The organism is Bradyrhizobium guangxiense (genome assembly GCF_004114915.1).
In the GTDB taxonomy this organism is placed as follows: domain Bacteria; phylum Pseudomonadota; class Alphaproteobacteria; order Rhizobiales; family Xanthobacteraceae; genus Bradyrhizobium; species Bradyrhizobium guangxiense.
Genome location: NZ_CP022219.1, coordinates 3,161,230 through 3,183,216 on the forward strand (window position 1 = coordinate 3,161,230; position 21,987 = coordinate 3,183,216).

19 protein-coding genes are annotated in these 21,987 nt (G+C 64.9%); 8 read left to right on the forward strand and 11 right to left on the reverse strand.

Features of this window, described 5'->3' with window-relative positions; all coding sequences use genetic code 11:
- Positions 1-155: 155 nt before the first annotated feature.
- A complete protein-coding gene (mazG, locus tag X268_RS14910) occupies positions 156-1,007 on the reverse strand; it encodes a nucleoside triphosphate pyrophosphohydrolase (RefSeq protein ID WP_128925653.1) in 852 nt (283 codons plus the stop codon).
- A 126-nt stretch (positions 1,008-1,133) separates the two neighbouring features.
- On the opposite strand from mazG, the gene queC reads away from it, so the two are divergent.
- Positions 1,134-1,847 (forward strand): 7-cyano-7-deazaguanine synthase QueC, encoded by a 714-nt coding sequence (gene queC / locus X268_RS14915; RefSeq protein WP_128925654.1) that lies wholly within the window; start codon positions 1,134-1,136, stop codon positions 1,845-1,847.
- Positions 1,848-2,012: 165 nt separating this feature from the next.
- Here the strand turns inward: queC and X268_RS14920 are convergent, their stop codons facing one another.
- The 3 genes from X268_RS14920 to nthA are packed head-to-tail and all read right to left on the reverse strand — an operon-like array spanning position 2,013 to position 3,675.
- Entirely contained in the window at positions 2,013-2,390 is a 378-nt protein-coding gene (locus X268_RS14920; RefSeq protein ID WP_164938130.1) for a nitrile hydratase accessory protein, read from the reverse strand.
- Positions 2,390-3,049, reverse strand: coding sequence for a nitrile hydratase subunit beta (gene nthB / locus X268_RS14925; protein ID WP_128925656.1), 660 nt, complete (start codon positions 3,047-3,049; stop codon positions 2,390-2,392). The genes X268_RS14920 and nthB overlap by 1 nt, the downstream gene beginning before the upstream one ends.
- Positions 3,046-3,675 (reverse strand): nitrile hydratase subunit alpha, encoded by a 630-nt coding sequence (gene nthA / locus X268_RS14930; RefSeq protein WP_128925657.1) that lies wholly within the window; start codon positions 3,673-3,675, stop codon positions 3,046-3,048. Before nthA ends, nthB begins: the two co-directional genes overlap by 4 nt.
- 121 nt (positions 3,676-3,796) lie before the next feature.
- On the opposite strand from nthA, the gene X268_RS14935 reads away from it, so the two are divergent.
- From X268_RS14935 to X268_RS14965, 7 genes are all read left to right on the forward strand, one after another.
- On the forward strand, positions 3,797-4,603 hold the full coding sequence (locus tag X268_RS14935; protein WP_128925658.1) for an enoyl-CoA hydratase/isomerase family protein: 807 nt from the start codon (positions 3,797-3,799) through the stop codon (positions 4,601-4,603).
- Between the two features lie 111 nt (positions 4,604-4,714).
- On the forward strand, positions 4,715-6,187 hold the full coding sequence (locus X268_RS14940) for a DASS family sodium-coupled anion symporter (RefSeq protein ID WP_128925659.1): 1,473 nt from the start codon (positions 4,715-4,717) through the stop codon (positions 6,185-6,187).
- A gap of 247 nt (positions 6,188-6,434) precedes the next feature.
- Complete coding sequence (locus X268_RS14945; protein ID WP_164937742.1) at positions 6,435-7,571, forward strand: methionine ABC transporter ATP-binding protein; 1,137 nt, start codon at positions 6,435-6,437, stop codon at positions 7,569-7,571.
- Entirely contained in the window at positions 7,561-8,226 is a 666-nt protein-coding gene (locus X268_RS14950) for a methionine ABC transporter permease (protein ID WP_128925660.1), read from the forward strand. The genes X268_RS14945 and X268_RS14950 overlap by 11 nt, the downstream gene beginning before the upstream one ends.
- 353 nt (positions 8,227-8,579) lie before the next feature.
- Positions 8,580-10,817 (forward strand): TonB-dependent siderophore receptor, encoded by a 2,238-nt coding sequence (locus X268_RS14955; RefSeq protein WP_245477901.1) that lies wholly within the window; start codon positions 8,580-8,582, stop codon positions 10,815-10,817.
- Between the two features lie 47 nt (positions 10,818-10,864).
- The gene (gene fsrB / locus X268_RS14960; RefSeq protein WP_128925662.1) at positions 10,865-12,154 is read left to right on the forward strand and encodes a siderophore utilization protein FsrB; all 1,290 of its coding nucleotides are present in this window, start codon (positions 10,865-10,867) and stop codon (positions 12,152-12,154) included.
- Positions 12,155-12,238: 84 nt separating this feature from the next.
- Complete coding sequence (locus X268_RS14965; RefSeq protein WP_128925663.1) at positions 12,239-13,054, forward strand: hypothetical protein; 816 nt, start codon at positions 12,239-12,241, stop codon at positions 13,052-13,054.
- 24 nt (positions 13,055-13,078) lie between these two features.
- Here the strand turns inward: X268_RS14965 and X268_RS14970 are convergent, their stop codons facing one another.
- From X268_RS14970 to X268_RS15000, 7 genes are read right to left on the reverse strand one after another with little or no spacing between them, the layout of a single operon-like run.
- Positions 13,079-14,074: an FAD:protein FMN transferase gene (locus X268_RS14970; RefSeq protein ID WP_128925664.1), complete on the reverse strand. Its 996-nt coding sequence runs from the start codon at positions 14,072-14,074 to the stop codon at positions 13,079-13,081.
- A complete protein-coding gene (locus tag X268_RS14975) occupies positions 14,071-14,646 on the reverse strand; it encodes a nitrous oxide reductase accessory protein NosL (RefSeq protein ID WP_128925665.1) in 576 nt (191 codons plus the stop codon). The genes X268_RS14970 and X268_RS14975 overlap by 4 nt, the downstream gene beginning before the upstream one ends.
- A complete protein-coding gene (locus X268_RS14980; RefSeq protein WP_128925666.1) occupies positions 14,643-15,470 on the reverse strand; it encodes an ABC transporter permease in 828 nt (275 codons plus the stop codon). Before X268_RS14980 ends, X268_RS14975 begins: the two co-directional genes overlap by 4 nt.
- Positions 15,467-16,387 (reverse strand): ABC transporter ATP-binding protein, encoded by a 921-nt coding sequence (locus tag X268_RS14985; protein WP_128925667.1) that lies wholly within the window; start codon positions 16,385-16,387, stop codon positions 15,467-15,469. Before X268_RS14985 ends, X268_RS14980 begins: the two co-directional genes overlap by 4 nt.
- Positions 16,384-17,724: a nitrous oxide reductase family maturation protein NosD gene (locus tag X268_RS14990; protein WP_128929270.1), complete on the reverse strand. Its 1,341-nt coding sequence runs from the start codon at positions 17,722-17,724 to the stop codon at positions 16,384-16,386. Before X268_RS14990 ends, X268_RS14985 begins: the two co-directional genes overlap by 4 nt.
- A gap of 42 nt (positions 17,725-17,766) precedes the next feature.
- A complete protein-coding gene (gene nosZ, locus X268_RS14995) occupies positions 17,767-19,710 on the reverse strand; it encodes a TAT-dependent nitrous-oxide reductase (RefSeq protein WP_128925668.1) in 1,944 nt (647 codons plus the stop codon).
- A 22-nt stretch (positions 19,711-19,732) separates the two neighbouring features.
- Positions 19,733-21,949 carry a NosR/NirI family protein gene (locus X268_RS15000; RefSeq protein ID WP_245477904.1) on the reverse strand — a complete coding sequence of 739 codons (2,217 nt, stop codon included), beginning with the start codon at positions 21,947-21,949 and terminating at the stop codon, positions 19,733-19,735.
- Positions 21,950-21,987 lie beyond the last annotated feature (38 nt).

Genomic DNA, 21,987 nt, shown 5'->3' on the forward strand with positions numbered 1-21,987 from the left:
GGACGAGCGTAAGCGTAGATCCGAGATCCATAGCCACGGGATATAGTTAGACGAAGCCTCGTGGTTGTCAGCTCGCCGATACAACTGCTCCCTGGGATTATGGGTCCTGGATCTGCGCGCGCTTGGGGCGCGCTTGTCCGGGACGACAGGGGAAGCTAGCGGCGGACTAGATTGCCTCCTGACGATGATTTGTCGTCACCCTTCGCCGCATTCCACAGCGCGTCCATCTCCGCCAGCGACGCCTGCGCCAGAGTCCGCCCCTGCGCCTCCAGCGCGCGCTCGATATAGGCAAAGCGCCGCTCGAATTTCGCATTGGTTACGCGCAGCGCGGTTTCCGGATCGGCGTCGACATGACGGGCGAGGTTGACCAAAGCGAACATCAGATCGCCGGTCTCTTCGGCGATCTCCTGCTTGTCATTGCGATTCAGCGCCGCCTCGATCTCGTCGGCTTCCTCGCGGATCTTTTGCAGGACCGCGCGCGGGTCGTTCCAGTCGAAGCCGACGGTGGAGGCCTTGCGCTGCAGCTCCATGGCGCGGGTCAGTGCGGGCTGGCCAGCCTTCACGCCTGATAACAGTGACTTGTGGGTCGGGGTCTCTTCCGGCGGACGGCGTGCGGCGCGCTCGGCCTTCTCCTCGGCCTTGATGCGGTCCCAGACCTCCTTGACGTGGGAGGAGGCGAGATTGCCGTCCTTGTCAGCGAACACATGGGGATGGCGCCGGATCATCTTGCGGGTGATGGCCTCGACGACGTCGCCGAAAGCAAAGGCGTTCTGCTCGGAAGCCATCTGGGCGTGGAACACCACCTGGAGCAGGAGGTCGCCGAGCTCCTCGCGGAGATCATCGAGATCGCCGCGGGTGATGGCATCGACCACCTCATAGGCCTCCTCGATCGTATAGGGCGCGATCGTCGCAAAGTTCTGCTCGAGGTCCCAGGGGCAGCCGGTCACCGGCGTGCGCAGCGCCGCCATGATCTCGATCAGGCGGGAAATGTCGCGGGAAGGGGTCATTGCGGGGCCATTCTCCTAGCTCCCAGCGTTATGCCAAAACCGGGCCGCCGTTCCCAGCGCAGGCGTGCGGAACGGGCCGATTTCCACCGATTGGCTGAGACGTGCCACAATGCTAAAGCGCGAGCCATGAGCGACACATTTTCATCAGAAACCGCGCTGGTGCTGTTTTCCGGCGGCCAGGACTCCACCACCTGCCTTGCCTGGGCGCTCAGCCGTTTTGCCCGCGTCGAAACGCTGGGATTCGAGTACGGCCAGCGCCATGCCATTGAGCTCGCCTGCCGCGAGCGGCTGTTTGACGGCGTGAAGGCGCTGCGCGCGGATTGGGCCGCCAAGCTCGGTGAGAGCCACACGCTATCCATTCCGACGCTGGCCGCAGTGTCCGAGACTGCGCTGACGCGGGACGTCGCGATCGCGATGGGGGCCGACGGACTGCCGAATACGTTCGTGCCGGGCCGCAATCTGGTATTCCTGACCTTCGCCGCGGCGCTGGCCTACCGGCGCGGCATCAGCCACATTGTCGGCGGCATGTGCGAGACCGACTATTCCGGCTATCCCGATTGCCGCGACGAGACCATCCGCGCCATGCAGACGGCGCTCTCGCTCGGCATGGCGAGGCCCTTCGAGCTGCATACGCCCTTGATGTGGATCGACAAGGCTGCGACGTGGAAGCTCGCTCAGGATCTCGGCGGCGAGGGGCTGGTCGATCTCATCCGCGAGCACTCCCACACCTGCTATCTCGGCGAACGCGGCGCGCAGCACGATTGGGGCTACGGCTGCGGCGAGTGCCCGGCATGCAGCCTGCGGGCGAAGGGGTGGCGGGAGTATGTGGCGGGAAGGTAGTGCCTCCAGCCGCCATCACCACAACTGTCATCACCCGCGAAAGCGGGTGATCCAGTATTCCAGAGACCGTGCGTGAGCCGAGAAGCCGCGGCGTATTGGATTCCCCACTTTCGCGGGGAATGACAGCGGAGAACTTGGCTCGCCTGTGCCTCTTGCCGAACTAGTCTAGCCAAAATCCTCCGGCCGCAGCTCGATCGGCTTGCCATGCGGCGTGCGATCGGCGGCGTGGTCCCAGGCGTCGCGATAGCGGTGCAGCGTCTCCAGCGACGCGACGCCCTTGCGTGCGACGAGGCCTTCCAGCGTGGCCAGCCAGTGCAGATAGTAGGTTTCGCCGGTGTCGGGATCGCCGGCGGCCTGCGCGCGCTTGATCTCGGAGGCCAGCGCCGCGGCCCATTCCGGCCATGTGAACACGCCGCGCTCGTGCAGCGTCAACGCCATCGCGAAGGCATGCGCCTCCCACGGCGCACGGAACACCGGGCCGTCGTCGTCGCGCGGGATGCTTGGAATGGCCGCCGTCGCCGCGGCAGCAGCGCTGACGGTCATCATGCCGGATCCAGATAAGGCTCGAACGCGTCGATCGAAACTTTCAGCGTGGGATCGCCATCCTCGCCCCAGAGATCACGCCCCTCGAACACGACGGTGTAGAGCCATTGCGGGTTTTCGCCGAGCTCCATCGCGGCCGAATCCGGAAACACGTGGCAGCCATGGTTCAGCTCGACCACGCCGACATGGCCGCGCACGTAGCGTGGCAGCCTTGTGTGCGTTGCCGGATGCATGTTCTTTGCGCGCACGCGATCGCCGATGTTGAATTTGGCCGGGGCCGGGGCGGGGCGACCGAACTTGCCGCGGACCATGATGCGCTCGACCTGGGTGAGATCAAACTTGCCGTGCTTGAGCGCCTTTCCGGGCTGCATCGCGTGACCGGCGGCGACCTCCTCGCGGGTGAGGTAGCCTTTGTCGATCAGCATCTCCTCGAGCCCGAGAAACCATTTCTTGTAGTAGGAGCTCGACAGGTACACGTGCGGCGGCAGCGTCTCGCGAAAATAGCGCGAGGTGTCGATGTTGAAGGCGCCGGCCGCGCCCATCGCGCGCACCATCGCCAACACGCGGGACTCCCACTCCTCGTGAAACACCGGCTCGTTGGCCTCCGGCTCGACCTTGCCGAACCCGTCCATGCCGCCCATGTCGTGCACGCCGTTCATGAGGGCGCTCCGGGCTTGCTCGGGAAGCCGGTGCCGATCATGGAGTCGCGTGTGACGAGCTCGGCGAGCTGCGCCTCGCTCCACCCCTCGGTGCCGGCGGGGCGCATCGGCAGAACCAGGAAACGCGTCTCGGCGGTGGAGTCCCACACCCGGATCTCGATGTCCTTCGGCACGCTGACGCCGAAATCGGCGAGCACGCCGCGGGGATCCTTCACGGCGCGGGAGCGGTAGGGCGCGGCCTTGTACCAGACCGGTGGCAGTCCCAGCATTTCCCAGGGGTAGCAGGAGCACAGCGTGCACACGACCATGTTGTGGCGCTCGGGCGTGTTCTCGACCACGACGAGATGGTCGCCGACGCGGCTGACGTGGCCGAGCGTGCCGATAGCCTTGCTGCCGTCCTCCAGCAGCGCCTTCTTGAAGGCCGGATCGGTCCAGGCCTTGGCGACGACGCGCGCGCCGTTGTGCGGGCCGATCTTGGTCTCATAGGCCTGGATGATGGCATCGAGCGCGGCTGGCTCGACATAGCCTTTTTCCGTCAGGATCGTCTCGAGCGCGCGCACGCGCAGCTCGGTTTCCGACAGCTCGGAATGGTCGTGATCGTGGTGATGTTCGTGATCGTGGCTCATGGCGGCGAAGATAGGCGCAATGGCCCGGGCCTGTCGAGTATGCGTTGCGGCGCGACCGGGTCCCATATTCGTGAGATCGGATGTAGGCTAGGATCGCCGCAAAGCAGATCGGGAGACGTTGGTGGCGGACTATGTGAAGATCGAAAAGGGCCTCGGGCCCGAGGGGCGGGTTGCGGTGGTGCGTTTCGATCGCGGCGACGGCATCAATGCCTTGTCACCCGAGGCGTTGCGGCAGCTGACCGCAGCGGCACGCAGCTTCGAGGACGACGCCGCAACTTCCGTCGTGGTGTTGGCAGGCAGCACCAGCGCGTTCAGTGCCGGCTTCGACCTCAAGGATGCCGAAGGACGTTCGCGCAAGGAGATGGATCTCGGCACGCTGCGGCGGCATCTCAAGCTCGGTCCGCGTCTGACACAGGCCTGGCAGGAGATGGAGCAGATCACCATCGCGGCGATCGAGGGCTTCTGCGTCGGCGGCGGCGTGGCTCTCGCCGTCGCGCTCGATTTCCGCATCATGGGGCGGGATGCGCATTTGCGCGTGCCCGAGATCGGGCTCGGCATGAACATGAGCTGGCAGAGCATCCCGCGCATGCTGCATCTGATGGGGCCCGCCCGCACCAAGCAGGCGGTGATCCTGGCCGATCAGCGCATCTCGGCGGATGAGGCCCATGAATGGCATCTGGTCGAGCAGGTCGTCGATCCCGGCCATGCCTTCGATGCCGCCATGGATCTCGCCCGCAAGGTCGCCGCGCAGCCGCCACTCTCGGTTGCGATGACGAAGCTGACGGTCAACCGGCTCGCGCATGCGCTGGACGATCTCGCCAGCCACATGGACGTCGATCAGTTCGCGCTCGCCAGCCTCAGCGAGGATCACAAGGAAGGCGTCGAGGCGTTCTTCGCCCGCCGCAAGCCGCGCTTCAAGGGACGATAGATCCATGCCAGGCCATTGATCGCATCATCGACAGTCCGTATACGCCCGCGCCGGGACAAGAGCAGCCCGGCCAACGGGTGCACGATGTGACGGCAATCGAGGGGAGGACTCATGGCCGCTGGTTCGCAGGCGCCTGAAGCAAAAGGGTTTCGCTGGAAACTTGTCGCACCGCTCGTGGTGTGGCTGGCAATCTATCTGTGGCCGGTACCGACTGGCCTCAACGTCAATCAGTGGCACTATTTCGCCGTATTCGCGGCCGTCATAACCGGGCTCATCCTGGAATCGATGCCGGTCGGCGCGGTCGGGCTGATCGGCCTCACCGTTGCCGGCATCAGCGGCTATATCGACCCCGATCCAACCAAATCGTTGCGGTGGATGCTGGCGGGCTTCGCCGAGAGCACGGTGTGGCTGATTGTCGGCGCCTTCGTGTTCTCGATCGGCTATCGCAAGAGCCAGCTCGGCAGGCGCATTGCATTGGTGTTGGTGCAGCGGCTCGGCCGCAACACGCTCGGCCTTGGCTATGCGGTGGCCATGTCGGACTTCCTGCTCGCGCCGGCGACGCCATCGAACACTGCGCGCAGCGGCGGCATTGTCTATCCCATCATCAGCAACATCCCGCGCATCTATGGCTCCGAGCCGGGGCCGACCGCCGGCAGGATCGGCACCTATGTGATGTGGACGGCCTTTGCCGCGACCGCCGTCACAAGCTCGCTGTTCTTCACGGCGCTGGCGCCCAATGCGGCGGCGCTGGCGATCGCCAAGAAGACCGCAGGCGTCGAGGTGAGCTGGGGCCAGTGGTTTCTCGGCTTCGCGCCGCTCGGCATCCTGCTGATGGTTCTCGTGCCGCTGCTCAGCTACGTAGTCTGTCGCCCCGAGGTGAAGCGCAGCCCGGAGATCTCCGCATGGGCGGCCAGGGAGATCCAGGCGATGGGCCCGATGTCGCGCAACGAGTGGATCATGCTCGGCCTGATCGTGCTCGCGATGTTCCTGTGGATCGCGGGCTCGAGCCCCGACATCCACGTGCCCGTGCTCGGCTCGAACTTCGTCAATGCCACCACCGTCGTGTTCATCGTGATCTCCTTGATGCTGGTGACCGGGGTCATCGCGTTCGCCGACATCGTCAGCGAGAAGAGCGCCTGGGAGGTGTTCTTCTACTTCACCTCGCTGCTGACGCTGGCCTCGGGCCTCAACGAGATCGGCTTCATCAAATGGTTCGCGACCGAATACGCAAAACCGCTCGCCGGGCTGTCGCCGTCGACGGCGATGCTGCTGCTGGTCGGGCTGTTCTTCTGGATCCACTATTTCTTCTCGAGCATTACCTCGCATGCCGCCGCCGTGCTGCCGGTCGTGCTCGCGGTCGGATCTGGCATCCCCGGCCTGCCGGTCACGACGCTCGCCATGCTCTGCATGTATTCGCTCGGCCTGATGGGCGTGATCTCGCCCTATGCGACGGGGCCGGCGCCGATGTATTTCGGCAGCGGCTATATCGGGAAGGGGCAGTTTTGGGGATTCGGGCTGATCTTCGGACTGCTCTATTTCGCCGGGCTCCTGCTGATCGTGCTGCCCTGGCTGCAGATGCAGTGATCCCCGCCGGAGGCTGATATCCCTGGAGGAATATTCTTCTCCTGGGCGCGATTAGAGAATCTTCATCCATCTCCTAGCAAATATCTGAAATTGCAAGAAAGACCGGAAAAGACAATGGTGCGTGCTGCGGTGCAGCGCGCTGCCCTCTGAGGCGTTTGTTGCTGTTCCACCCCAGTCGCTGAAGCGACCCGCTCTCGTTTGCCTTTTCGGGCAGGCAAGAGAACGATTATGCATGAAGGCCGCCTCCATGAACGCTCACCAATCGCTCGCCGTCGGACAGCCGATTGCGCCGCCTGAAGCGATTTCACCTGACGCTTCCGAACCCGACGCGATGGTCCGCTTCGCCGGGATCTCCAAGACCTATCCGGCCTATCGCGGCAAGCCCGGGGTCAACGCGCTGCAAGATATCGACTTCGCGATACCGCGCGGTTCCATCACCGGCGTAATCGGTCGCTCCGGCGCCGGCAAGTCGAGCCTGGTCCGCCTCATCAACGGCCTGGAGAAGCCGACCACAGGCCATGTGATCGTGGACAACAGGGATATCTCTGCGCTCGCGGGCCGGGAGCTGCGGCTGGCGCAGCGCTCGATCGGCATGATCTTCCAGCATTTCAACCTGCTGTCGTCGCGTACCGCGGCCGACAATATCGCGCTGCCGCTGGAGATCGCCGGCTGGTCGAAAGCCGACATCAAGGCCCGCGTCACTGAGCTGCTTGCGCTCGTCGGCATCGCCGACAAGCACGACCGCTACCCTTCAGAGCTTTCCGGCGGGCAGAAGCAGCGCGTCGGCATTGCCCGCGCGCTGGCGACGCGGCCGAGCGTGCTCTTGTCGGACGAGGCGACCTCCGCGCTCGATCCGCAGACCACGCGCGCGATCCTCGATCTGCTCGCCAACATCAACCGCGAGCTGGGCGTGACCATCGTGCTGATCACCCACGAAATGTCCGTGGTGCGCCAGCTTGCTAGGGACGTCGTCGTGCTCGATGCCGGCCGCGTGGTCGAGAGCGGCCATGTCGCCGATATCTTCACCCATCCCAAGCATCCGATCACGCAGTCCTTTCTCGCCGAAGTGGTCGGCGACAGCCTGCCGGTCTCGCTGGCGAGCCGGATCGTTTCGGAGCGGCCAGTCGGCGGGCAGGCCGTGATCCGCATTCAGGTGCGCGGGGCGGGGGCCGGCGACACCGTGGTGGCGCGGCTCGCCCGCGAGCTCGGTCTCGACGTGTCGCTGCTGTCGGCCCGCATCGACGAGATCGGCGGACAGCACGTGGGCTCGCTGACCTTGGGCATTCCTCTCAGTATTTCTGGCGGCGAGGGCGCAGTGACGCGCACGCTCGCCTGGCTCTCTCAATATCAATTCTCGGCGGAGCATCTCGGCTATGTCGCCTGAACTCATCAACCTGATCATCCAGGCCACGGGCGAGAGCCTGTACATGGTCGGCATCGCGGCGCTGCTCGGCACCGCGTTCGGCCTGCCGCTCGGCATCTTCCTCGCCACCAGCCGGAAGGGCGAGCTGTTCGCGGCTCCCGTCGCCAACCGCGTGCTCGGCATCGTCGTCAATGCGACGCGGTCGACGCCCTTCATCATCCTGGTCGTCGCCATCATCCCGTTCACGCGGCTCGTCGCCGGCACCTCGATCGGCTCCACCGCGGCGATCGTGCCGCTGACCATCGCGTCGGCGCCGTTCATCGCCCGTCTGGTCGAAGCTGCGATCCGCGAGGTCGACGGCGGCCTGATCGAGACCGCATCCTCGTTCGGCGCCTCGCCGCTTCAGATCGTGTTCAAGGTGCTGATCCCGGAGGCGCTGCCGGGACTCCTCCTGGCGCTGACGCTCGCCGTGGTCAGCCTGCTCGGCTACTCCGCCATGGTGGGCGCGGTCGGCGGCGGGGGCCTCGGCGATCTCGGTATCCGCTACGGCTATCAGCGCTTCATGCCGGAGATGATGCTGGCCGTCGTCGTCGTGCTGATCGCGCTGGTCCAGCTCGTGCAGAGCGCCGGCGACTATCTGGCGCGCCGGGTCAATCGCCGGCTGCGGCATCGCTGATATCACGATCCCCAAACTGGAGACCCCCATGCGTTTTCTCGCAACCCTCGCGGTTGCGCGTCCCTTCCGCGCCATCGCGGGAGGGAGCGCTCCGTCGAGTTGATCGTGCGCCTCTAGAGAGATTCCAAATTCGAAGTTGACGCGACTTCATTCGCGCCTGAGTACATTCGTCGCACGTCCTGCGCACACGTCTGGAGAAATTCTAACCCTGTTCCTATCGCACTCCGAGACCGCCTGAGTTAGGGCGGGACACCAAAAATGATACCGGCGAAGCCGGCAGTGCGTGGGGCCTCAAAGACGTGACCGACTTCCAACTTTCTTCGCGTGAGGACACGCGTCGTCGACAGATTCGAATGCTGCTTCTGGGGGCGGCCAGCACCTTCTCCCTCGTCATTCCCTTCGATTCCGTGGAGGCGCAGACGCAGATTCCCGCTGTTACCGTCGATGCGCCGACGCAGCGCGCCCGTCCCGCGGCAGTTGCTGCCTCGCAAAGGGCGGCGACACGCACCTCTCGCGCCAATCATCGCGCGGCCGCGCAACAGGCCGCGCCGGCCCAATCGGCATCGGGCGGCGCGACGGAACGCGCCAACGGCCCGGTACGCGGTTTCGTCGCGACGCGGAGTGGCACCGCCAGCAAGACCGACACTCCGTTGATCGAAACCCCGCAGTCGGTGTCCGTCGTCACCACCGACCAGGTCAGGAACCAGGGCGCGGTTTCGATCGGCGAGGCGCTGCGCTACAGCGCCGGTGTCAGCGGCGACGTCAATGGCGGCTCGGACACCCGCTTCGGCGCTCTCCAGATTCGCGGCTTCGACACCACCATGTCGGGCCTCTACATCGACGGTTTGCGGATCCCCTCCAGCAACTACGTGCATTTCAACGGCCTCGATCCCTATGGCGCCGAGCGGCTCGAAATTCTCAAAGGGCCGTCCTCGGCGATGTATGGCGGCAGCGGCACCGGCGGCATCCTCAACTACGTGACCAAGCTGCCGACCGCGCAGCAGTTCGGGGAAGTCTCGATCTCCGGCGGCAGCTTCAACCGCTATCAGGGCCAGTTCGACATGGGCGGTCCCGCCAACAAGGAAGGCACCGTGCTCTGGCGCCTGACCGGCGTCGTCCGCGACGGCGAGACCCAGGTCGACTTCACCAAGGACAACCGCGTCTTCATCGCGCCCGCGGTCACGTTCAAGCCGAACGAGGACACGTCGATCACGCTGCTCGCCAACTACCAGCGGGACCGGGCCGGGTGGGGCCTGCAGTTCCTGCCGGCCTCGGGCACGGTGTGGCCGAACAACGGCCGCACCATCCCGGTCTCGTTCTTCGCGGGTGTGCCCAGCTTCAACGCGTTCAACACCGAGATTGCGACCGCCGGCTACCAGCTATCGCACAATTTCACCGACAACATCACGTTCCGGCAAAACCTGCGCTATGCCTATCAGCACAACGAGGAGAAGACCTTCTACGGCACCGGATACACCGACGAGGCGGCGGGGCAGCTGGGGCGTTTCGGCAGCTACAGCAATTCCTACATCAACTCCTTCGCGGTGGATAACCAGCTCCAGGGCAAGTTCACCACCGGCATCCTCAGCCACACGACCCTGGTCGGGCTCGACTATCGCAACACCGCGTTTCGCGACACGGCCTTTGCCGTCACGACGTCGGCGCCGGAGATCAACGTCTTCAACCCGGTCTACAGCTACGACTGGGCTCTCGGCGGCCTGTACGACAACAAAGGCATCAAGCAGTCGCAGCTCGGCCTCTATGCGCAGGACCAGATCAAGCTCGACCGGCTCTCGTTCCAGCTCAGCGGCCGCCAGGACTTCGTGACGACACAGCTCGACACCAATCTACCGCCGGTCGAGACTTCCGCCGCGAAGGACTCCTCGGCGTTCACCGGCCGCGCCGCCGTGATGTACAATTTCGACAACGGCATCGCTCCCTATTTCAGCTATTCCGAGTCGTTTCTGCCGCAGCTCGCGACCAGTCCGTCCGGACAGATGCTCGATCCCGAGACTGGCGTGCAGTACGAGGTGGGCGTCAAGTATCAGCCGCTGGGCTGGAACGCGCTGTTCACTTTCGCCGCCTTCGACCTGACGCGTGACAACGTCGCTGTGTACGTGCCTGCAACCACCTCTTACGAACAGCTCGGGCAGGTGAAATCGCGCGGCATCGAGCTCGAAGGCACGATGTCGCTCGCCGACGGCTGGAACCTGCGGGCGGCCTATGCCTATATCGACGCCATGGTCACGCAGGATCCGGTCAATGTCGGCAAGGCGCCCGTCACTGTGCCGCTCAACCGCGCTTCGTTGTGGAGCGACTACACGCTTCAGAACGGCATGCTGGCGGGCTTGCAGTTCGGCGGCGGCGTTCGCTATGTCGGCGCGACCTGGGGTGATGATGCCAACACGTTCAAGGTGGGATCAGCCACGGTGCTGGACGCGCTCCTTGCCTACACCAGGGACAATTGGCGGCTGTCGCTGAACGTCACCAACCTGGCGGACACGCGCTATGTCGCGGCTTGCTATGGCTTCTCGGGCTGCATGTATGCCGAGGGGCGGAAAGCCATCGGCAAGCTGACCTATCGCTGGTGAGTTCGATTTGATGCGTGACGTCATGGAATCCTGGTGAGATCTGAGTGATGAGGGCGATATTCGGCAGGCTGCATCGCTGGGCGGGACTGCTCACGGCAGGATTCCTGTTCTTCTCCGGCATCACGGGCGCGATCATCTCGTGGGATCACGAGATCGACGAGGTCCTGAACGGCCATCTGTTCGACGTCAGCAGCAAGGGCCCGGCGATACCCTCGATCGAGCTCGCCAAGATGATCGAGCAGCGCGATCCGCGCGCGCGCGTGGTCTATCTCTTCATGACGCCGGAGCAGGGCCACTCGCTGTGGTTCTTCGTCATGCCGCGGATCGATCCCGCAACCGGCAAGCGCTACCCGCTCGACTATAATCAGGTCTTCCTCGATCCCAACACGGGGGCGGAGCTCGGCCGGCGCTATTGGGGCGCGGTCTGGCCGGTCACGCGGGAGAATTTCGTCTCGTTTCTTTACAAGCTGCACTACACGATGCACATCCCCGAGTTCTGGGGCAGCGACCGCTGGGGCATGCGCGTGCTCGGCGTGATCGCCATCATCTGGACCGTCGATTGCTTCGTCGGCTTCTACCTGACGCTGCCCTCACGCCGGCGCGCCAGGGCGGCGCGGGCGCCCGCAATCACACGTCAGCTCGAACGCGGCTTCTGGGCACGCTGGGCGCCGGCCTGGACCATCAAGACCTCGGGCAGCGCCTACCGCATCAATTTCGACATCCATCGCGCCTTCAGCCTGTGGACCTGGGGCGTGCTGTTCATCATCGCCTTCACGGCGTTCTCGCTGAACCTCTATTTCGAGGTGTTCTCGCCGCTGATGAAGATGGTCTCGAACTACACGCCGACCCCCTATGAGCAGCGGCCGTATCGCGATCTCGACGATCCCATCGAGCCCAAGGTCAGCTTCGCCGACATCGCCGCGCGGGCGGCGGCCGACGGCAAGGCGCGCGGGTGGACGGTCCCGGTCGGGTCGATCAATTACGGCCCGGCCCATGGCGTCTATGCCGCCGCCTTCTTTCACCCCGGCGACGATCACGGCGCCGGCGGGGTCGGCCCGGCGCAGCTCTATTACGACAGCGAGGACGGCCGTCCCATCGGCGAGCGGCTGCCCTGGGTTGGCACCGCCGCCGACATCTTCGTCCAGGCCCAGTTCCCGCTGCATTCGGGCCGCATCGTCGGCTTGTTCGGCCGCATCCTGATCTCGATCATGGGGCTCGTGGTGGCGGTACTGTCGGTCACCGGCGTCGTGATCTGGTGGCGCAAACGCCGCGCTCGTGTCCGCGTGCGCGAGACCTCGGCCGTGCGCCTGAACCGGCAGCTGACGCCGGCGGAGTAGGGCCCCCGCCGGCCGTTGCGATGAACCTTCCCGCCTCGCAACCGCACCAAGTTGGGAGCCATCTCCCAACTCCGCGGACGTTGAATGAAATCGCTTGCCTTGCTCTGCCTGCTCGTCGTGACGACGCCCGTCCATGCGGCGACGCCCGAGCAGACCTATCTCGACCTGCGTGATCGCTACATTGCGAAATTTTCCAACGCCAAGGAAAACGACGAGACCTTCAAGCAGCATGACGCCGCGCTCGAGGAGCTGGCGCGCGTCCTCCGCGGCGTGGTGGGCCCGATCACGATCAAGAGCCTCCCGACAGACGGCAAGTCGAACGTCGACACCCTATTCAGCGGCGATTCAGGCTTCGGCCATCTCGACGGCCTTGGCTTTGCTTCCGAAGGCGATAAGATGCAGGCTGTGGTGACCACCACGGCGCTGCTCAAGCACTGGCTGCGCGAGCACCGCGAGGACGGCATGCCGCAGGAGATCGGCGCGGCCTTCAAGTCCGACCGCTTCTACTATCAGGCGATTCAGGACGCGGCCTTCGCCAAATATGCGGAGCTGCCGATCATAAAGCCCGCATCAGCGAGCGCTGCGGTCGCCGTGCTCGGCCTGCGCGGCAATGGCGGCCTGAAGGGAGCGCCGCAAGAGATCGACGTCGTCGCGATCAAGGACGACAGGGTCTTCTTCCTCGCCAACACCGAGGCCGTGAAGACGGCCGAGATCCCGGCCTGCGAAAAGGTCTGGAACCAGATGACGGCAAAGAAAGCGCCGAGGGACGCCATGGCCAGGGAAGACCGGGCGATGGATGCCTACACCAGATGCTTCGCCAAGGAAGCGCCGAGCCAGCGCTGGTATGCAGCGGCCGTGAAGAAGGCGCAGAGCGAGCTGGAGCTGCTGCTATCGCGATAACGTGCCCCGGCGCGCTTTGCTCCACTACGCGGACAATTCGACCGACTTGCCGGCGCCATCGATCAGATGCACGCGCTCGATGTCGACGCGCGGCAACAATGCTCGAATCTCGTCTTCGTGCATCAGGCTGAACGCCGTCGACAAGGCGTCCGCGGCGGTCGCGCTGCGGGACACGGTCGTTACGCTGCGGTAGCGGCGCGCGCAGGCGCCCGATCGGGGATCGAACAGATGGTTGAAGCATGCCGCGGGATCGAACTGGAAGCCGTAGCCGCCCGAGGTGGACACGGCGCGATCGACGATCGGCAGCACCATATTCGTCTGACTCACGAGGTCCGGATCGGCGATACCGACGTCCCAGGGGCGCCCGTCCGGACGGGAGCCGATCGCGCGGGCCTCACCCATGTCGACCAGGCTGTGAGAAACGCCGTTCGCGCGCAGTAGCTCGACCACCTTGTCCGTGACGTAGCCCTGGGCGATCCCGTTCAGGGTGACGGCCATGCCGCGAGGCATGGCGATCCGGTCGCGGCTGATCGACAGCCGGCCGCTGCCGATGCGCGCCAGCGCGCTCTGAATCTCGGCGGCTGCAGGGCCGGCCGGATCGGCGTCATCGCGCGCGAAATGGCTGGCATAGAGCTCCCACAGCGGCTGCACCGTGACGTCGAACAGGCCGCCGGTCAGCGTGGAATAGCGCTGCGAGATCGACAGCAGATCGACCATGTCGGCGGCAGGATCGATCAGGATGCCGGTTCGGTTCAACGCGACCAGGGCGGACTCGTCCCGGTAGAGGCTGAACAGCCGCTCGAGCCGCCGCGCCTCGGCGCAGGCCAGCGAGATCAGCCGCTCCGCGCGGCTGCGGTCTTCGTCATGGATGTGCATCGTCGCGACGGCGCCCAGCAACGTGCCGCGCCAGGTCACCGGCGCGACCTCTGCACGAACGGGATGTCCGGGCGACAGCGCGCCGAGGCTCGCTGCCGCCGCACTGATCCGGATGAAGCGTCGGCGCGTCAGGGTTCGCATCATGGCGTTCTCCTCGATCGTTCGCCCGGGGGGCCTTCGGGCGCTTCATCGGCCGCAGCAGCGCCGGCGGCATTCGCCGACGACGTCAGGACGTAGTCCCGGGGCACCGCCTCGAAGCCGACGATCCTGCCCCCGTTGTCAGCGGCGAACTTCTCCGCTGCCGCCCGGTCCGAGAACGGAACGGCCTCGTCGCCGCCCATGCCGCTCTTGGCCCGGCTCTCGATCACGAACAGGGCCTTGCGCGCGTCGATCCAGTTGTCGGCGCCGGGCTTGCCCCAGTCAGGTGCCTTGCCCATGTCGGACACGTAGATCGCCTGGATGTCCCTGGGCTCGTCCGGCAGCATGGTGAAGGCGATTGTGTCCCGCACCGACGAGAACCACACGGGCTCGATCAGGCTCGCGACGAAAATATGGCCCTTCGGTCCCGGATGCTCGAGCACGTTCATGCCGCAGTAATGGCCGATATCTTCCGCGGTCATCCGATGCGGCGGCGGGATTTTCGCGGCCTGCTTGTCGTTGCAGCCCGCGAGCGCGAGCGGCACGAGCAGGGCGAGCAGCAGCGTACGGCGCCTCATAGCTCCCTCCGCGAGAAGGCGAGCGCGGCCAGCCCCAGCGGCAGCAGCGTCCAGCCGAGCAGGGCGCTCAGCAGGACCGGTACCGTCAGGGATGTGCTTTGGGCAAGGCCGGCCATGCCGGCGAAGGTGCTGACATTGGCAAAGCCGGTCAGGTTGATCAGCCGGTAGGCGTCGGTCGGATTCACCAGCAGCATGGCGTTGAGCACGGGTGCCGAGATGCTGCGTCCCTGGTCGAGCGCAAGCACGCCCAGCAGCGCCATGTCGTAGATCAGCACCAGCAGCAGCCACAATCCGATGCAGATGCCGGCAGCCGTTCCGCGGTCGCGCACGAGCGCGCTGACCAGGTATCCAATCGCGACGAAAGTTGCCCCGAGCAGCACCGAGGAGCCCACCATGGCCGCGAACGCCAGGAGACTATCGCCATCCATCTGGCTGCCCGTCGCCGCCAGCGCGCCGACGGCCGCGCCGTAGCCGAGGCAGGTCGCAAAGGCGAGGACGGTGAGGTGGCCCACGAACTTGCCGAGCAGCACCTGCCATCGCGCGACCGGATAGCTCAGCAGCAACAGCATCGTCCCCCGTTCCATCTCGCCGACGATGGCGTCGTGGGAGATCAGAAGCGCGATGAGCGGAACGAGAAAGATCGTCAGGCTCGACAGGCTGACGACAACCACATCCAGCGCGCGAACGCCGACGTTTCCGGTTGGCGCGCTGCCGAGAAAGGTCAGTGACAAAGCAAGCCCGGCGAGCAGGAGCGTTGCGGCAAGCACCCAGCGATTGCGGATGGCCTGGTGAACTTCCTTGGCGGCGATGATCAGGACATTCATGGGGCCTGCTCCGACTGCCGGAGGAAATGAGCATAGAGCTCGTCGAGGGTCGGCGGGACCACGTCGACGTCCTCGACGGAATTGCCGGCGGCGGTCGCACGGTGCAAAAGCTCGATCTTCCGCCCCGGCGCGGCGTCGATCTCGACGATGTGGCCGTTGAGACGCCGGCAGGTCACGTCTTGCGGGGCCCAGGGCGGCATCTCGCTCGGCGCGAGGCCAGCCACCTTGAGACGGATTCGGGTGGGGAGCCGGGCCAGACGGCGCAGTTCGTCGATCGATCCGTCTGCGACCTTGATGCCGCGATTCATGATGATGACCCGGCCGGCACGCTCCTCGAGCTCGGTCAGCGCATGCGACGACAGCAGCCCCGTCGCGCCTGCGGCTGCGAGCCGCTCGATGATGTCGTAGAAGGTCTGCCGCAGCTCCGGATCGAGACCGCTGGTCGGCTCGTCCAGCAGCAGCACGCGCGGCTCGCCAAGCAGCGCCTGCGCGAGCCCGAGCCGCTGACGCATGCCTTTCGAATAGGTGCTCACCCGGCGGCGGCTGGCAGCACCCAGTCCGACGGCGTCAAGCAGCTCCAGTGCCTTGGCAACCGGCTCCCGCTTCAGCCGGGCGTAGAAGGCCTGCGTCTCGCGGCCGGTGAGGGCAGGGTCGAAGGAGACGTTTTCCGGGAGGTAGCCGAGCTGCCTCCGGCCGGCGAATTCGCCGGCGGCGGGATTGTCTCCGAGAACCTCGATGGCGCCGCGGGTCGGCCGGATCAACCCGAGCATGAGCTTCATGAGCGTGGTCTTGCCGGCGCCGTTATGGCCGATCAAGGCGACCAGCTCGCCTTGCCCGAGCGTGAACGAAGCATCGCGCACGGCCTCGACCCGGCCATATGCCTTGGTGACGTCGCTGACGCGTACCGTGCTGGTCATCGCGGCTCCTTCGGCGCAGTGCTGCGCGGCGGCGACACCAGCGGATGGCTGTCGACCACGCCGCCCGGCAGCAGCGCCGGAAACTGCGCCTGCGCCCAGCGGATCACCTGGACGGCCGGGCTGTTGATCAGGACCTTCGCAGCCGGCGCCGTCCACAGCACGCGGTCGATGAGATCGTTCGGCCGGTACGCCGTGTCGGCAATTCCGTCGCCGTTCAGGTCGAATGCCGGATTATCGCTCCAATAATTGCCGCGCCCACCGGTCGACCAGTCGAGGTGCCGGGTGCCGACATATTTCACCTGGTTGGCGTTGCTGACGAAGGCGTTGCCCGTGATCTCGTTGCCCTCTGAGCCGGCCGTGAAGTGCACGCCGATGGCGCAGCGTTCGAACCAGTTGTTGCGGAATTTGTTGTGATTGGTGTTGTAGATGAACACGCATTTCTCCGGCCCGCTTCGAAGCGTGCTCTCCCGCTTCTGTTGCGGCAGCATGCCTCGCTCGTCGTCGGGACCGTCTTCCGTCTTCTGCATCATTGCGCCGAGCGGGCCGCCGGTGACCCGGTTGTCCTCGATCTGGGCATAGTTCGCGTAATTGAAGAGAAATCCATAGTCGCGATCTCGGTCGGAGGAGTTGCCGCGGATCGCCAGGCGGTTCGAATACATGATGGCGTAACCGACATGGTTGCCGATCGAGACGTTGCCGCTGATTTCGCTGTCGTTGGTGTACATGTAGTGGACGGCGAAGCGGAGCTGCTCGAAGCGGTTGTCGACGAAGCGGTCCTTGCTGCTGGAGATCGAGAAGATGCCGTCACGGCCATAGCGGAAAATGTTGTTCGCAATGGTGACATCGGGCGCATTCCACAGCGAGACGCCGTTGCCGGCCTCGCTGAGACGTACCGCGCGCAGGCCCTCGATCTCGTTGCGCACGACGAGGGAGCCCCTGGCGCCATGCACATAGACGCCGAACAGATTACCCACCAGCCGGTTGTCCTCGACCTTGGCGCGCTCGGCCGTCTTCTGCAGGAAGATTCCGGAATTCATCGCCTGCAGATCGCGGCCGGATGCACGGATGGTCAGACCGCGAATGGTCACGTTGGGCGCGCTGACGGTGATGACGTTGCCGGAGCCGTCGCCGTCGAGCACCGCGCCGCGACTCCCGACCAGCTGCAGGGGACGGTCGATCCGGATCGCGCCGTGATATTCCCCCTCGGCGAGCTCGACGACGTCGCCTGCACTTGTGCCATCCAGCACCGCCTGCAGCGGCTGTGTGGGCACAGCCGTCACAGTCGCCGCATCGGCGGAGCCGGACAATCCGGCGGCGACCAACGCCGCCGGAAACATGCGTAATAATGGACCCACGAGGTCGCTCCGATCAGACCGACTTCAGACCGATTTCGGCTCGACGAACATCCGGCCCTTCATCTCCATGTGCATGGCGTGGCAGAACCAGGAGCAATAGTACCAGTAGACTCCCGGCCTGTCGGCCGTGAATGTCACGGACGCCGTCGCCATCGGCCCGATTTCCATCTGGATGCCGTAGTTCACGATGCAGAAGCCGTGCGTCAGGTCTTCGACGGCGTCGATATTGGTGACGAAGACGGTGACCTCGTCGCCTTGCTTGACCTGGAACTGATCGAGGCCATAGGCGGGGGCGGGGGATGTCATGTAGACGCGCACCTTGTTGCCGTCGCGAATGACCTTCGAATCCGCCTCGAGGTTGATGCCGTCGGCCTTGGCTTGCTTGACCGCATCGGCAAACATCGGATCCGCGCGGTCGTAGATCGAGATCGGGTTGATCTTGGAGCGGTGGACGATGGTCGCGTCATGCGGCTCGGCGAAGCTCGGGCCGTCATGCACCAGCTTCATCTGATCGCCCGAGATGTCGATCAGCTGATCGTTCTCGGGCTTGAGCGGGCCGACGTTCAGGAAGCGGTCCTTCGAGAATTTGTTCAGCGAGATGAGCCACTTTCCATCCGCCTCCTTGGTCTGACCCATCGAAGAATGGTTGTGACCCGGCTGATAGTGCACGTCGAGCTTCTGAAGGATGGGATTGACCTTCTCACCCTTGAAGGCTCGCTTGGCGAGATCGATGTTCCATTTGCAGACCTGGCTGTCGAGGAACAGCGTCGTGTAGGCGTTGCCCTTGCCGTCATAGGCGGTATGCAGCGGGCCGAGGCCGAGCTCGGGTTCTGCAACGACGACATCGCGCGGCTTGATCTTGTCGTCGAACAATTGGTCGAACAGGCGCACGTCCATCACGGTCACGGTCGGCGAGAGCTTGCCGGCCGCGACGACGTGGATGCCGTCGGGGGCCGTGTTCATGCCATGCGGATTGTTCGAGACCGGGACGTAGCGGGTGTAGGCCGAGCCCTTGCGGCCGTCGATGACGGGCACGCCGTTCATTTCCTTGAAGTCGCCCTTCTTGACGGCCTCTTCGATCCGCTTGATGTTGAAGATGACGACCCAATCCTGTTCGCTGGCGGTCATTTCCGCGAGCGTGACGCCTTCCTCACCGTTGTAGCAGGTCGCAAAGCAGTACTTGCCCTGATAGTCGGCGTCGACATTGTCGAGGTTGCCGCTGACGATCACCTGCCAGGCCAACTTCATCGTGTCGCCGTCGATCGCACTGAAGATCGAGCGATACTGCTTGGGATCGTCGAGGACCTTGCCGTCGTTGGGTAGCGGCACGCCATCCTCGCCGTTGGCGAACACATAGCCCGTGCGCGGATATTTCTGCAGGCGCAGGCCGTGGACCGTGTGCTGGTTCGGCAGTTCGATGATCTTGTCGCATTTCATGATGTCGAGACGCACCCGCGCGACGCGGCTGTTGGCCTTGTCGTTCATGAAGGCATAACGACCGTCATAGGTGCCATCCGTGAACGAGATGTGCGGGTGGTGGAGGTCGCCGTTCAGGAACGTGCCGCCGCGGTTCTTGAGGAATTCGCGGGTGGCGGGCTGCATCCCTTCGGTCAGAACCTTGAGACTCTCATTGGTCTGGCCCCAGCCGGTCGCGCTGCAGCGATTGAACACCGGAACACGCATCAATTCGCGCATCGAGGGGAGGCCGATGATCCGCATCTCGCCGGACTGGCCGCTCGAGAAGAACACGTAATATTCGTCGAGCTCGCCGGGCGCGACCTCGGTCTTCAGCACGGCGGGGCGGGCGGCGGGGGCCTTCGGAGCGGCATTCTTGGTCTGCGCGTCCGCAGACGAGACCAAGCCGTCGGTCAACGCCACGCCGCCGGCAAGGCCCACGCCCGCCGCAGCCGCCGTCGTTCCCAGCACTGTTCGTCGGCTGACGCCCTTTGCCTTGTCGTTCTCACTCATGATTGCCTCCTCGGCTTCCGGTTCAGTTGGGTGGTGGAGAGATGGTGGCTGAAGCGCCGACAGGTTTGCCGCCGGCGGTGATGACAGTCGCAGGACCCTTGCCGCCCGAGCGCATCGTGGGCGAAGACATGGCCGCGAACTTCTCGCGCTTGAGCCGCACTTGAATCATGTGCGGGCAGCGGTGATCGTCGTAATAGAGTTCCTGACAGTGCATGCAGTAGATGCACTCATTGACGTTGATGTGCCCCTCGGGATGGATCGACTGCACCGGGCATTCCTTGGCGCAGCGCTGACAGGGCGAGCCGCATTCGGACCAGCGGCGCAGCCATTCGAACGTCCTGATGCGGCCGGGAATGGCGAGCGCCGCGCCGAGGGGGCACAAGTAGCGGCAAAAGAAACGCTCGATGAAGAGGCCGATGACGAGCAGGGCGACCGCATAGGCCACGAACGGCCAGCCCCGCGCAAACTTCAGGATGATCGCCGTCTTGAAGGGTTCGACCTCGGCGAACCGCTCGGCCATGTCCACGGAGTAGAGCGAAAGGCCGAACAGACCGAGGAAGATGATGTACTTGATCGGCCATAGCCGTTCGTGCAGCCCCCACGGCACCGTGATCTGCGGCACCTTCAGCCATTTCGCGGCCGTGTTGGTGAGCTCCTGGAGTGCCCCGAAAGGACACAGCCAGCCGCAGAACGGGCCGCGGCCCCAGAACAGCAGCCCGCCGGCCGTCGCCGCCCACAGAATGAAGATCAGGGGCGCGGCGAGGAAGAATTCCCAGCGGAAGCCGGTCACCAGCGCATTGGTGAAGGTGACGACGTTGACGACGGAGAGCTGCGCGTTCGCGTACCAGCCCAGCCAGAGCAGAACGAAGGCGAGATAGCTCCGCCGCACCCAGGTGTATAGCACCGGTCGACGCACGAGCAGGTTCTGGAAGAAGAAGATGCCAGTGAGGGCGGCCAGCATGAAGGCGGTGATGCCGATCGAAACGGTGCTCGATCGCCAGATCCGCATCCAAAGCGGCTCGTCGGCCTCCACGGGCGGTGCGGTCGCAGCGGATGCCTGCGACGGCGGAGAGGCCGCAGTCTCGGGAACCGTCACCGTACGCTGCTCGCGGCGCATGTAGGCGTCGGGCAGGGCGTAGCTAAGGTCAAAGGTCAGGAATGCCTTATCGCGGCCGCCGAGGCTCCGCTGCACCAGCAGCTGAAGCTGCCAGGGCTGTGTCGGATCCAGGGTGAACTCGGGAGGCGTGACGAACAGGCCGATTTCCTTGAACTCGGGTGCACCGACCGCATCCACTGCGCCAAGCCGGGCATGGTTGCGATCGCGGAAGCGGGTGCTGTTGCCTTCCTGAAGGATCTCGATGCGATCGAAGATGCCGCCGCGGACATAGGCTGAGCCCTTGAACGAGTAGGGGCCGTTGCCCAGGACGACGATCGCCTGCTGCCCCGGCTTCAGGTTGTCCCTCAAACGCCGATAGCCGTCCTCGCCGAGCAGGCTGCGGCCGATCGTGGGTGCGCTTACGAGTGCGACGTAAAGGTCGATGAAGGTCTCGCTGGCCTCGCCTGGTTCGGGGTACTGGATCGCCGCCGCGCTACCGGATTTTGCAAAGGCCTCGTTGATGTCGCCGATGCTGAGATGAAGCCTTCGGATCGAGCCGTCGCCGACGAGACTCTCCCAGTCGCGGACTTCGCTGTGTTCGAGATCGAGCGTCTTGATCACTGAGGGCAGGGCTGCCGAAACCGCGGCGCCGTCGCCGCCGCCAACGCGGCCGCTACGAATGATCTTGGACGCCGCGCGGACGACACTGTCGCCCATCACCAGCACGGTGACGGTCGCGCCGCTCACGATGTCGACCTGCGGCGGCCTCTCGGCACCCATCGCGACAGGCTTCATGTCTTTCCCGATCAGGGAATTCACGGCGGCAATGATGCGGGCTTCCGGAATGCCGACCAGCACGATCGGCTCCTTGTGATCGACGAGCTTGATGCCGGTGATCACGCCTTTCGGATCGATCCCGGCCAGCAGGTGAATCGGTTTGCCGGAGTAGCCGACGGAATTCGCGAAATCGGAGTTGAGGAAGACAAATCCCTGCAGCTGGTCGCCGCGGTAGACCGGCACGATCGGCGGATCGCCTTGTGGCGGGCCGAAACGATCCGCTCCCGGGAAGAAGTCCGTAGGCGCAATCTTCGGCAGGTATGTCGGCAAATCACCGGCGGCACGGGCCGGCGAAATATAAGTCATACACACCAGCAGCCAGCAAGCGAGCGCCAGAGCGGCAC